This window comes from Pectobacterium araliae (assembly GCF_037076465.1).
Lineage (GTDB): Bacteria > Pseudomonadota > Gammaproteobacteria > Enterobacterales > Enterobacteriaceae > Pectobacterium > Pectobacterium araliae.
Window position 1 is genome coordinate 4,125,713 of record NZ_AP028908.1, and the last position, 13,478, is coordinate 4,139,190.

Here is a 13,478-nt window from a genome sequence, read left to right on the forward strand (position 1 = left end):
GAAAAGATGAAGCAATACTTAAAAATAGTTTCATTAAATCTAAAAGTAGCCATATACAGCAGAATATTCTACAACGCAGAAATAACGTAGCATGGATAAGGGTTCTTACGCTTTTGTATAGTGATACAGCTCACACTTCAATTAAATCCCATATTCATTTTTCGCGATAGTTTTTCTACAAAAATCATTATTTTTCATACGTATAACTAAAAATTATCGCTTATCAGCACATTTTGCACTGGTATTTGACCTGAACAGGCTTTCTCGCTAATTTGGAAATCCGCTGGAAGCTTTCCTGACGGGTACACAACTCGTCATATTTATGCAGTAAATGAAGACTCCCTCTAAAAACAAGTCATTTACCACTTGTGAGACCGTCACGAGAGGCCGAAGAAGAGAGCGTAATACTAGCCGCTCAACGCCACGGTGCTTTCTCGCAGTAGGTTGTGAGAGTCACACAGAGCCTGGGGAGGTTCACTAATATGTTGTACGATGCATCCCAAGAGAGAGATAACTGTGGTTTCGGACTAATCGCCCATATAGAAGGTGAGCCGAGCCACAAAGTAGTGCGTACCGCCATTCACGCACTCGCACGCATGCAGCACCGTGGCGCGATCCTTGCTGACGGCAAGACTGGCGACGGCTGCGGTTTATTACTTCAGAAGCCCGATCGTTTCTTTCGTCTGGTGGCGGAAGAGCACGGCTGGCGTTTAGCCAAAAACTACGCCGTTGGCATGATGTTCCTCAATCAAGACGAAGAACTGGCTCGCGCTACGCGTCGGATTGTAGAAGAAGAGTTGCAGAATGAAACGCTGTCCGTACTGGGCTGGCGTGAAGTGCCGACCAACCCGGATGTCCTGGGTGAAATAGCCCTGTCGTCTATGCCGCGTATTGAGCAAATTTTCGTTAACGCCCCGGCTGGCTGGCGCCAACGTGATATGGAACGTCGCCTGTTTATGGCGCGCCGCCGTATCGAAAAACGTATCGAAGACAAAGAGTTCTACGTTTGTAGTTTCTCCAATCTGGTGACGATCTATAAAGGTCTGTGCATGCCAGCGGATCTGCCACGTTTCTACCTCGATCTGGCCGATCTGCGTATGGAATCAGCAATTTGCCTGTTCCACCAGCGCTTCTCAACCAACACTGTGCCGCGCTGGCCGCTGGCGCAGCCATTCCGCTATCTGGCGCACAACGGTGAAATCAACACGATTGCCGGTAACCGCCAATGGGCGCGTGCGCGTGCTTACAAATTCAAAACTCCACTGATTCCAGATTTGCAGGATGCCGCACCGTTCGTTAACGAAACCGGCTCCGACTCCAGCTCGCTGGACAACATGCTGGAATTGTTCCTGAGCGGCGGGATGGATATCATCCGTGCTATGCGCCTGCTGGTTCCGCCAGCCTGGCAGAACAACCCAGATATGGATCCTGAGCTACGCTCATTCTTCGACTTTAACTCCATGCACATGGAACCGTGGGATGGCCCGGCCGGTATCGTGATGTCCGACGGGCGCTATGCCGCCTGTAACCTGGATCGTAACGGCCTGCGCCCTGCGCGCTATGTCATCACCAAAGACAAGCTGATCACCTGCGCCTCTGAAGTGGGTATCTGGGATTATCAGCCGGATGAAGTGGTTGAAAAAGGCCGCGTCGGCCCGGGCGAGCTGATGGTAATCGACACCCGCAGCGGCCGCATCTTGCACTCTGCCGAAACCGATAACGATCTGAAAAGCCGCCACCCTTACAAAGAGTGGATGGAGAAAAACGTTAAGCGTCTGGTGCCGTTTGAAGAGTTGCCAGACGATCAGGTCGGTAGCCGTGAATTCGACAACGAACTGCTGGAAACCTACCAGAAACAGTACGGCTACAGCAGCGAAGAGCTGGATCAGGTTATCCGTGTGCTGGGTGAAAATGGTCAGGAAGCGACCGGTTCCATGGGTGACGACACGCCGTTCGCCGTGCTGTCCAGCCGTCCACGCATCATTTATGACTACTTCCGCCAGCAGTTCGCGCAGGTGACCAACCCGCCGATCGATCCGCTGCGTGAAGCGCATGTGATGTCGCTGGCGACCAGCATTGGTCGTGAAATGAACGTCTTCTGTGAAGCGGAAGGCCAGGCTCACCGTCTGAGCTTTAAATCGCCGATCCTGCTTTACTCCGACTTCACACAGTTGACGTCACAGGATGAACTGCACTATCGCGCCGACACGCTGGATCTGACGTTTGATCCGTCGCAGCAAACGCTGCAACAGACCATCGAGAAACTGTGTGACGAAGCAGAAAGCAAGGTCAGAGACGGTGCCGTTCTGCTGGTGCTGTCTGACCGTGGCATTAGCGAATCTCGCCTGCCTGTCCCTGCGCCGATGGCCGTGGGTGCCGTTCAGCGCCGTCTGGTAGAAAAGAGCCTGCGCTGTGATGCCAACATCATTGTGGAAACCGCCAGTGCGCGCGATCCGCACCACTTTGCCGTGCTGTTAGGCTTTGGTGCCACGGCTATCTACCCTTACCTCGCCTACGAAACGCTGGCGCGGATGGTAGATAACCACACCATCGACAAACCTTATCGTACTGTGATGCTGAACTACCGTAATGGCATCAATAAAGGCCTGTACAAGATTATGTCCAAAATGGGCATCTCGACGATTGCGTCTTATCGCTGTTCCAAGCTGTTTGAGGCCGTGGGTCTGCATAAAGATGTGTCGACGCAATGCTTCCTGGGCGTCGTCAGCCGCATCGGTGGGGCAAACTACAGCGACTTCGAACAAGACCTGCTGAACCTGTCCAAACGTGCCTGGCTGAAGCGCAAAACGCTGGAACAGGGCGGTCTGCTGAAGTTTGTTCACGGCGGCGAATACCATGCCTACAACCCGGATGTTGTCACTACGCTGCAAACCGCAGTGAAATCCGGTGAGTACAGCGATTACGAGCAATACGCCAAACTGGTTAACGAGCGCCCAGCAGCAACCTTACGCGACCTGCTGGCACTGAAACCGCAAGAAGGCGCGGCTATCGCGATCGACAGCGTTGAGCCGGCCTCTGAAATGTTCAAACGCTTCGATACCGCGGCCATGTCCATCGGTGCACTCAGCCCCGAAGCGCATGAATCGCTGGCTGAAGCGATGAACGGACTGGGCGGTTTCTCTAACTCCGGTGAGGGCGGCGAAGATCCCGCTCGTTACGGCACCAATAAGGTGTCCCGTATCAAGCAGGTTGCTTCTGGTCGCTTTGGTGTGACGCCAGCCTATCTGGTTAACGCCGATGTGATTCAGATTAAAGTGGCACAGGGCGCGAAGCCGGGCGAAGGCGGTCAGTTACCGGGTGATAAAGTCACGCCGTACATTGCCCGACTGCGTTATTCCGTGCCGGGCGTGACGCTGATTTCACCCCCGCCGCACCACGATATTTACTCTATCGAAGATCTGGCACAGCTGATTTTCGATCTGAAGCAAGTTAACCCGAAAGCGATGATTTCGGTCAAACTGGTGTCCGAACCGGGCGTCGGGACTATCGCCACGGGCGTTGCCAAGGCATATGCCGACCTGATCACCATCGCCGGTTACGATGGCGGCACAGGTGCCAGTCCGCTGTCCTCCGTAAAATACGCGGGCTGTCCGTGGGAACTGGGGCTGGTTGAAACGCAGCAGGCTCTGGTATCCAACGGCCTGCGCCACAAAATCCGCCTTCAGGTGGACGGTGGCTTGAAAACGGGTCTGGATATCGTCAAAGCAGCGATTTTGGGCGCGGAAAGCTTCGGCTTCGGCACTGGACCGATGGTGGCGTTGGGTTGTAAATACCTGCGTATCTGTCACCTGAATAACTGTGCGACAGGCGTTGCAACGCAGGATGAGAAGCTGCGCCGCGATCACTACCACGGCTTGCCTGAGCGTGTAACCAACTACTTCCACTTCATCGCGCATGAAACTCGTGTGTTGATGGCAGAACTGGGCGTCAGCCGTCTGGTGGACCTGATTGGTCGTACCGACCTGCTGGTTGAGCTGGACGGCTTCAGTGCGAAACAGAACAAGCTGGATCTGTCGCCGCTGTTGCACGCCGCACAGCCTCAGCCGGGCAAGGCGCTGTACTGCACGGAAAGCAATCTGTCGTTCGATAAAGGCTTGCTGAACAAAGAGCTGCTGGCTCAGGCGCAGCCGCATATCGATGCGAAACAGGGCAAAGCGCTCTACTTCGATATCCGCAACACCGATCGCTCCGTCGGCGCGACGCTGTCCGGTGCGATTGCCGAGAAACATGGCGATCAAGGGCTGGCTGGCGATCCGATTAAAGCGCACTTCTCCGGTACCGCAGGACAGAGCTTTGGCGTCTGGAACGCAGGCGGACTAGAGCTGAAATTAACTGGCGATGCCAACGACTACGTGGGCAAAGGCATGGCGGGTGGCAGCATCTCCGTACGTCCTCCGGTGGGTTCCGCCTTCCGCAGCCACGAAGCCAGCATCATCGGTAACACCTGCCTCTACGGCGCTACCGGCGGTAAGCTGTTTGCCGCAGGCCGTGCTGGTGAGCGTTTCGCCGTACGTAACTCCGGCTGTATCACCGTGGTAGAAGGCATCGGCGATAACGGCTGTGAATACATGACGGGCGGTATCGTCTGCGTGCTGGGTCGCACTGGCGTGAACTTTGGCGCAGGGATGACCGGTGGATTCGCCTACGTGCTGGATGAAGACGGTGAATTCCGCAAACGCGTTAACTCGGAACTGGTGGAAGTGCTGGATGTCGAAGAACTGGCTATTCATGAAGAGCATCTGCGTGGCCTGATCACCGAGCACGTGCAGAATACCGGTTCACACCGCGGAGAAGAGATCCTCGCTAACTGGCCGACCTGGGCACCGAAATTTGCTCTGGTGAAACCGAAGTCAAGTGATGTGAAGGCATTGTTGGGTCACCGTAGTCGTTCCGCAGCCGAGCTGCGGGTTCAGGCGCAGTAAGAGGTCATCATGAGTCAGAATGTTTACCAGTTTATCGACTTACAGCGCGTTGATCCGCCCAAGAAACCGCTGAAGATTCGTAAAATTGAATTTGTTGAGATCTACGAACCATTCTCAGAAAGCCAGTCCAAAGCACAGGCAGATCGCTGCCTGTCATGCGGTAACCCTTACTGTGAATGGAAATGTCCGGTACATAACTACATCCCGAACTGGCTGAAGCTGGCGAACGAAGGCCGTATTATCGAAGCGGCTGAGTTATCGCACCAAACCAACAGCCTGCCGGAAGTCTGCGGTCGCGTGTGCCCGCAGGACCGTTTGTGTGAAGGATCTTGTACGCTGAATGATGAGTTCGGCGCGGTCACCATCGGCAACATCGAACGCTATATCAATGATAAAGCGATAGAAATGGGCTGGAAGCCGAGCGTTGCCAACGTCAAACCAACCGGCAAACGCGTCGCCATCATTGGTGCGGGTCCGGCTGGGCTGGCGTGTGCCGACGTGCTGGCTCGCAGTGGCGTACAGGCTGTGGTTTTCGATCGTCACCCTGAAATCGGCGGCTTGCTGACCTTCGGTATTCCCTCTTTCAAGCTGGAAAAAGAGGTGATGGTAAAACGTCGTGAAATTTTCTCCGAAATGGGAATCGAATTCCGTCTGAATACCGAAGTTGGCAAAGACGTGCAGATGAAGGCGCTGCTGGACGAATACGATGCCGTCTTCCTCGGCGTCGGTACCTATCAGTCTATGCGTGGCGGATTGGACAATGAAGATGCTCAGGGCGTCTACGATGCGCTGCCGTTCCTGATTGCCAACACCAAGCAACTGATGGGCTTTGAAGCCGCAATTGATGAGCCTTACATCAGCATGCAGGGTAAACGCGTTGTGGTGTTGGGCGGTGGTGACACCGCGATGGACTGCGTGCGTACTTCGGTTCGTCAGGGTTCAACGCATGTTACCTGTGCCTATCGTCGTGATGAAGAGAACATGCCGGGTTCCAAGCGCGAAGTGAAAAACGCGCGTGAAGAAGGTGTCGAGTTCAAGTTCAACCTGCAACCGTTAAGCGTCGAGATCAATGGCGCGGGCAAAGTATGCGGCGTGAAAATGGCGCGTACCGCGCTGGGCGCACCGGATGCCAACGGCCGTCGTCGTCCTGAAATCGTAGAGGGCTCCGAGCATGTTCTGGAAGCCGATGCGGTCATCATGGCGTTCGGCTTCCGTCCGCACAAAATGGCGTGGCTGGCAGAACATGACGTCAAGCTGGACGATCAAGGCCGTATTGTTGCACCGGAAAGCTGCGATAACGCGTTCCAGACCAGCAACCCGAAAATTTTTGCAGGCGGCGATGCGGTACGTGGTTCCGATCTGGTGGTGACAGCCATCGCAGAAGGCCGTAAAGCCGCTGACGGCATCATGAACTATCTGGAAGTGTAGAAACGCACCTCGTCTCTTAAGGGCAGCGCTGGCTGCCCTTTTCTTTTTCGGCTTTACCTGAAGCGCCGGTTAGCAACCAATAGCAACACCCACTCTCTTTCTTTAAAATTTCACACCAGATAAGCTAATAAACGCTTTATCTTTCCACTTCGTTTTAAAGAACTTTTCGTAATAAATCCTTCGGCATCACGATAAAAGCGTACACTTATCTTCGGCATTTACTTGTCTTTATTGATATTGGATTTCATTAAGGAGTAAATATGACAACCGAAGTGGCACTTGTAACAGGGGCTGGTCAGGGGATTGGCCGCGCGATTGCACTCAGATTGGCGAAGGACGGGTTTGCCGTCGCCATCGTGGACTATAACCAAGAAACCGCACGCAGTGTGGCGCAGGAAATCGAAAAATCCGGCGGGCAGGCCATCGCACTACAGGCAGACGTCGCGGATCGTGAGGCCGTTTTCGCTGCTGTCGCCGCAACCAAAGAGCGCTTTGGTGACTTTAACGTCATCGTCAATAACGCCGGTGTTGCCCCTTCAACCCTGATTGAAGACATCACGCCAGACGTTGTCGATCGCGTTTATAACATCAACGTCAAAGGTGTGATCTGGGGAATTCAGGCTGCGCTCGATGCCTTCAAATCTCTGGGTCACGGCGGCAAAATTATCAACGCCTGTTCGCAGGCTGGGCATGTGGGCAACCCTGAGCTCGCCGTCTACAGCTCAAGCAAATTCGCGGTTCGTGGCTTAACGCAAACTGCCGCACGCGATTTAGCGCCGCTGGGCATCACGGTCAATGGCTACTGTCCGGGTATCGTAAAAACGCCAATGTGGGATGAAATCGATCGGAAGATCTCTGAATCAGCAGGGAAACCGCGTGGATATGCAACGGAAGAGTTCGCCAAACGCATCACACTGGGTCGCCTGTCAGAGCCAGAAGATGTCGCTGCCTGCGTGTCTTATTTGGCCAGCCACGATTCCGACTATATGACAGGACAGTCGTTGCTCATTGATGGCGGAATGGTGTTCAATTAACACACTGACTAACCGTAGCATGAAGTCGTACAGATAGAGAAAAGGGCACCGCAAAGGTGCCCTTAGAAACAAATTACTTCACGACCCGTAGCGACGGTCTGCCACCTTTAGGTGGCTGTGGCGGTTCGTCATCAGAATCCGAACCATCCTCAGGTGCTTCAGAATCAGGCGAGCTATCGACAATCGACATGACCGCCCCTGAAGCGGGCGCGCCGTCCTGAAAGTCTTCATGTTCGCCTGCGGCTTCGTAAGCAGGTTCGGACTCAAACATCGTCCCAGCCCCGTTCTCGCGTGCATAAATCGCCATTACTGCCGCCATCGGCACATAAACCTGACGCGGTACACCGCCAAAACGAGCATTGAAGCGAACGCTGTCATCAGCTAACTCAAGGCCGCCAACAGCGCGCGGAGCGATGTTCAGCACAATCTGGCCGTCACGGGCGAACTCCATCGGCACCATAACATCCGGCAGAGTGACATCGACAACCAGATGAGGCGTTAATTGGTTATCCAGCAACCAATCATAAAAGGCCCGTAATAAATACGGACGACGCGGAGACAGTTGAGACAACGCCATACGGTTTAACCTCGGGTTTGCAAACGCATTTCACGTTCCACTTCCGTCAGGGAAGCAAGGAACGCATCACGCTCAAAGACGCGTGTCATATAGCCTTTCAGCTCTTTCGCGCCCGAACCACTCAGTTCAATACCTAACTGCGGCAGACGCCACAGCAGCGGAGCCAGATAGCAATCCACCAGGCTAAACTCTTCACTCATGAAATAAGGCGCTTCATTAAACACCGGGGCAATAGCTAGCAATTCTTCACGCAATTGCTTACGTGCCGCATCCGCTTCCTGAGCGCTGCCATGCGTAATTTTCTTCAATAAAGAATACCAGTCGCTCTCAATGCGATGCATCATCAGGCGGCTATTACCGCGCGCAACCGGATAGACAGGCATTAGCGGCGGATGAGGAAAACGTTCATCCAGGTACTCCATGATAATACGTGATTCATAGAGCGTCAGTTCGCGATCGACCAATGTCGGTACAGAACCGTAGGGGTTGAGGTCAATAAGATCCTGAGGCAGATTATCCATGTCCACCTGTTCAATCTCGACACTCACACCCTTTTCCGCCAATACAATGCGGACCTGATGGCTAAAAATGTCGGATGGACCAGAAAACAGCGTCATTACCGAACGTTTGTTGGCAGCGACAGCCATGAAAACCTCCAAGTTTATCGAGAAAATACGGCGAATAGCCGTGCAATGGGGGATCTGCAAACCGCTATTCGAAATTTTGCTCGCCAATGTGTAAACATCACCTGAAAAAATACGCCATTTCAAACAGCGACGACAGTTGGCACACGGGCATAAAATCGGCGAGTAGCTTATCAGATTTTGTTCGTTTTGTGGGGGTATAAGCACAATTTCATCGTTAACATACGGAAAGTAAAGCGTATATTTCGAGGAAATTTATTTTTAGGCATAAAAAACCCGGTGACAAGCACCGGGTTTTTCGCATTGATTTCGCTGCAAAGCAGCCAGAAATTAACGCTTGGAGAACTGAGGACGACGACGTGCTTTACGCAGGCCGACTTTCTTACGTTCAACCTGACGAGCATCACGAGTAACGAAACCTGCTTTACGCAGTTCGCCACGCAGAGACTCATCATACTCCATCAGAGCGCGGGTGATACCGTGACGGATCGCACCAGCCTGACCAGAGATACCACCACCTTTAACGGTGATGTACAGATCCAATTTCCCAACCATGTCGACCAGTTCAAGCGGCTGACGAACTACCATGCGGGCAGTTTCGCGACCAAAGTACTGTTCCAGACTACGCTGGTTGATAACGATGTTACCGTTGCCCGGTTTGATGAACACGCGAGCGGCGGAGCTTTTGCGGCGACCAGTGCCGTAGTATTGATTTTCAGCCATTGCCTATAATCCCGATTAAATGTCCAGAACTTGCGGTTGCTGTGCCGCGTGATTGTGCTCAGTGCCCGCGTAAACTTTCAGTTTACGGAACATAGCACGACCCAACGGGCCCTTCGGCAGCATGCCTTTAACCGCGATTTCAATCACACGCTCAGGACGGCGGGCAATCATCTCTTCAAAGGTCGCTTGTTTAATACCACCGATGTGACCGGTGTGATGATAATAAATCTTGTCAGTACGCTTGTTGCCAGTTACAGCAACTTTGTCAGCGTTCAGAACGATGATGTAATCACCCGTATCAACGTGCGGGGTGTATTCCGCTTTATGCTTGCCGCGCAGACGACGAGCCAGTTCAGTAGCGAGACGGCCTAAAGTTTTACCGTTCGCATCAACAACGTACCAGTCACGTTTTACGGTCTCTGGTTTAGCTGTAAAAGTTTTCATTAAAAGCTTACCCAATAATTAGTTACACGTTGGTGAACACCCAAACGCTCGAAAACAGTTGAGGCTCACACGACCATCAAGTCCAGCAAACCTACCCCTTCGAATAGCCATTGCCGGCACTATAAAGTTTTTGGGAAAAAAACTTTGTTGTAACGTGGGGTCGCAAGATTATAGAGAAGTGATTCTTAAAAATCGACCTTTTTTCACACGCAAATGACGAAAAACCGCAGCCTGTGTTACGCCAAATGCGGTTGCCGTAGGTACTCTTCGCTTTGCATTTCCTGCAAACGGGATAAACAGCGCTGATATTCAAATTTCAGGTGCTCTCCCTGATAGAGATCAAACATCGGTGCCTGCGCAGAGATAATGAGCTTAATGCGGCGATCATAGCATTCATCTACCAATGCCAGAAAGCGGCGGGCGGTGTTCTCTTCCTTCGTTTCCATCACCGTCACATTGTGCAACAGCATCGTGTGGTAGAAGCGTGACAGCGCGATGTAATCATTCTGGCTCCGCGCCTCTGTACACAGCGTGTGGAAATCGACCGCCAGCACACCGTCGCTCACGCCAAGTGTCGTTAACGGACGATGATTGATCTCTAACACAGGCCCTGGCGTCTGCCATTTTTTCCCGGTCAGGCGGGTGAACATCTGCTGCATCGCGGCATTCGTCTCTTCATTCAGCGGCGAGAGGTAAAGGTGTGCCTGTGTCAGCGTACGCAAACGATAATCGATACCCGCATCGACATTACGCACTTCACAGTGCTGTTTAATCAGCTCAATTGCAGGAAGAAAACGGGCGCGCTGTAATCCATTGCGATAGAGATCGTCCGGTGGAATATTCGACGTCGCGACCAGTGCAATACCACGGGCAAACAGCGCTCGCAGCAGCTCAGCCAGCAGCATCGCATCGGTGATGTCAGAGACGAAAAATTCATCGAAGCACAGCACATCCGTTTCAGCTTTGAAACCATCGGCCACTTTCTCCAGCGGATTTTCCTGTCCCTGAAACTGGTTCAGTTCTTCATGCACACGCAGCATAAAACGATGAAAGTGCAGGCGCATCTTACGCTCAGCGGGCAAGCTGTGGAAAAACATATCCATCAACCAGGTTTTACCTCGTCCGACACCGCCCCACATGTACAGCCCCTGAACCGGCGCAGATTCCCGTTTATTACGTCGCCCCAGCCAGCGACGCCATTTCCCGACGCGATCGGATGCCCCCGCATCAGCAGCACGTTCACATAGCGCCTGATGTATCGCGTCCAGACGCACAACCGTTTGCTGCTGAACCTCATCCGGTTGATACGCACCGGCAGAAAGCGCCTGCTGGTAAAGCGACAAGGGGGTTGTTCGCTGCCGTGTTGTCTGTGAAGTAGCCATCGCAATCCCTGAGAAAAAAGTTAGTCGTGTTTTACTGTGTGTTGCCGTCGATTTAAGCCGTAATCGTCGCAGTTAACAACCTTGATGTCTGCGGTAGGTCAACATTCCCCTCAGTCATCAAGCATCAGGATTCCACTCGGGCAAGGTTAACGGTTATAGTGGCTATTATTAAGTGAAAAACCCTACGGGACAACAACGTCAAAATAGGAGCTATTATGACTTGGGAGTATGCGCTGATAGGTTTAGTTGTCGGTATTATTATTGGTGCTGTCGCCATGCGCTTTGGTAACCGTAAGCTGCGGCAACAGCAGGTCTTGCAAAATGAGCTGGAGAAAAGCAAAACCGAACTGGAAGATTATCGTCAGGAATTGGTTGGACACTTCGCCCGCAGCGCGGAGTTGTTGGACAACATGGCGGATGACTATCGTCAGCTTTATCAGCACATGGCGAAAAGCTCCAATAGCCTGTTACCTCACGTTCCTGGTCAGGATAATCCGTTTAAATATCGTCTGACCGAATCAGAAGCGGATAACGATCAGGCTCCGGTCAACATGCCACCACGCGATTATTCCGATGGTGCTTCAGGTTTGCTTCGGGGCGAGCGCCCGATTCGTAAGTAATTCATGTAAGCACCTTAAATGTGAGGCTTCCCGGCCTCACGTTTTCCCTTCTCTTGTTCTACGCTTAAAGCGTTTGACGTTTAAGACGCGCGCCACAGGCTGCCATCGCCTGATAACTCACTGTATAAAAGCGATAGTTACAATCTACTGACGAAACAGCAGTGAACTTTACACATTGATCGCCAGTCTGACTCTTCACCGTGTCTTTAAGTTTATATATCATCGTTTTATTCATCCGCAGGCCGTGAGAGAGTTAATAACAATGAAAAAAACATCATTACTATTTAGTGCACTGGCAATGAGTATCGGTTTGACCCTGTCCACGCTTCCCGTAGCGAATGCTGCGCTGCCTGCCGTGGTTCAAGGGCAACAGACGCCAAGTCTGGCCCCGATGCTGGAGAAAGTCTTGCCAGCCGTCGTCAGCGTGCATGTTGAAGGTACACAGGTACAGCGTCAGCGCGTACCAGAAGAATTCAAATTCTTCTTTGGTCCGAATTTCCCAACGGACAAACAAAATACTCGCCCATTTGAGGGGCTGGGTTCCGGTGTGATTATTGATGCAGCAAAAGGTTATGTGCTCACCAACAATCACGTCATCAACAACGCCGATAAAATACGCGTCCAGCTTAATGACGGGCGTGAATATGAAGCGAAGCTGATTGGTCGTGACGAGCAGACCGATATCGCCCTGCTACAGTTGAATAACGCCAAAAATCTGGTCTCTGTGAAAATGGCGGATTCCGATCAGTTGCGCGTTGGTGATTTCGCCGTTGCCGTGGGTAACCCATTTGGCCTCGGCCAGACGGCAACGTCTGGTATTATCTCCGCGCTGGGGCGTAGCGGCTTGAATCTTGAAGGGTTAGAAAACTTCATCCAGACCGATGCGTCCATTAACCGTGGTAACTCCGGTGGAGCGCTGGTTAACCTCAACGGTGAGCTGATCGGTATCAATACCGCGATCCTGGCACCGGGCGGTGGAAATATCGGCATCGGTTTCGCCATCCCTAGCAACATGGCCCAGAATCTGGCGCAGCAGTTGGTTGAATTCGGCGAGGTCAAACGCGGGCTGCTGGGTATTAAAGGCAGCGAAATGACGTCGGAAATAGCGAAAGCGTTTAACGTCGATGCTCAGCGCGGTGCTTTCGTCAGCGAAGTCTTACCGAAATCCGCTGCGGCCAAAGCCGGCATCAAGGCGGGCGACGTATTGACGACGCTGGATGGCAAACCGATCAGCAGCTTTGCCGAACTGCGGGCCAAAGTCGGCACCACCGCGCCGGGCAAGACCGTGAAAATCGGCCTGCTGCGTGATGGTAAACCGCAGGAAGTTTCCGTCGTGTTGGATAACAGCTCATCAGCATCAACCAGCGCTGAAACGCTTTCACCGTCATTACAGGGGGCTTCCCTGACCAATGGCCAATTGAAAGACGGCAGCAAGGGTGTGCAGATTGATAACGTCGCTAAGGACACTCCTGCCGCGCAGGTTGGCCTGCAAAAAGGCGATATCATCATCGGCGTAAACCGCGAGCGTATTGAAAACATCACGCAACTGCGCAAACTGCTGGAAGCGAAACCTTCCGTTCTGGCGCTGAATATCGTCCGGGGCGAAGAAACGATTTATCTGCTGCTGCGTTAATCGCTTGTCGTTTTTTTCGGCAGCTTAACGGGCCAAGGATGGCTCGCCAT

At 52.7% G+C, this 13,478-nt stretch carries 10 protein-coding genes; 5 read left to right on the forward strand and 5 right to left on the reverse strand.

The genetic code is table 11. The features are described 5' to 3' along the window. Positions 1-482: 482 nt before the first annotated feature. The 3 genes from gltB (at position 483) to AACH44_RS18725 (ending at position 7,405) form a co-directional block, all read left to right on the forward strand. On the forward strand, positions 483-4,943 hold the full coding sequence (gltB, locus tag AACH44_RS18715) for a glutamate synthase large subunit (RefSeq protein WP_261849071.1): 4,461 nt from the start codon (positions 483-485) through the stop codon (positions 4,941-4,943). A gap of 9 nt (positions 4,944-4,952) precedes the next feature. After that, positions 4,953-6,371 carry a glutamate synthase small subunit gene (locus AACH44_RS18720; protein WP_261849070.1) on the forward strand — a complete coding sequence of 473 codons (1,419 nt, stop codon included), beginning with the start codon at positions 4,953-4,955 and terminating at the stop codon, positions 6,369-6,371. Between the two features lie 260 nt (positions 6,372-6,631). Further along, positions 6,632-7,405: a (S)-acetoin forming diacetyl reductase gene (locus AACH44_RS18725; protein WP_261849069.1), complete on the forward strand. Its 774-nt coding sequence runs from the start codon at positions 6,632-6,634 to the stop codon at positions 7,403-7,405. Between the two features lie 73 nt (positions 7,406-7,478). Here AACH44_RS18725 and sspB read toward each other — a convergent pair whose 3' ends face one another. The 5 genes from sspB to zapE form a co-directional block, all read right to left on the reverse strand. Continuing rightward, positions 7,479-7,982, reverse strand: coding sequence for a ClpXP protease specificity-enhancing factor (gene sspB / locus AACH44_RS18730; RefSeq protein WP_261849068.1), 504 nt, complete (start codon positions 7,980-7,982; stop codon positions 7,479-7,481). 5 nt (positions 7,983-7,987) lie between these two features. Then, positions 7,988-8,629, reverse strand: coding sequence for a stringent starvation protein SspA (gene sspA / locus AACH44_RS18735; protein WP_005975503.1), 642 nt, complete (start codon positions 8,627-8,629; stop codon positions 7,988-7,990). 327 nt (positions 8,630-8,956) lie between these two features. Continuing rightward, complete coding sequence (rpsI, locus tag AACH44_RS18740; RefSeq protein ID WP_107170748.1) at positions 8,957-9,349, reverse strand: 30S ribosomal protein S9; 393 nt, start codon at positions 9,347-9,349, stop codon at positions 8,957-8,959. 15 nt (positions 9,350-9,364) lie between these two features. After that, positions 9,365-9,793, reverse strand: a complete 429-nt coding sequence (rplM, locus tag AACH44_RS18745) for a 50S ribosomal protein L13 (RefSeq protein WP_005975488.1) — start codon at positions 9,791-9,793, stop codon at positions 9,365-9,367. 236 nt (positions 9,794-10,029) lie between these two features. Next, on the reverse strand, positions 10,030-11,175 hold the full coding sequence (zapE, locus tag AACH44_RS18750) for a cell division protein ZapE (RefSeq protein WP_261849067.1): 1,146 nt from the start codon (positions 11,173-11,175) through the stop codon (positions 10,030-10,032). Between the two features lie 215 nt (positions 11,176-11,390). On the opposite strand from zapE, the gene zapG reads away from it, so the two are divergent. After that, entirely contained in the window at positions 11,391-11,795 is a 405-nt protein-coding gene (gene zapG / locus AACH44_RS18755; protein ID WP_261849066.1) for a Z-ring associated protein ZapG, read from the forward strand. A 262-nt stretch (positions 11,796-12,057) separates the two neighbouring features. After that, entirely contained in the window at positions 12,058-13,428 is a 1,371-nt protein-coding gene (degQ, locus tag AACH44_RS18760) for a serine endoprotease DegQ (protein ID WP_261849065.1), read from the forward strand. The last annotated feature ends 50 nt before the right edge of the window (positions 13,429-13,478 follow it).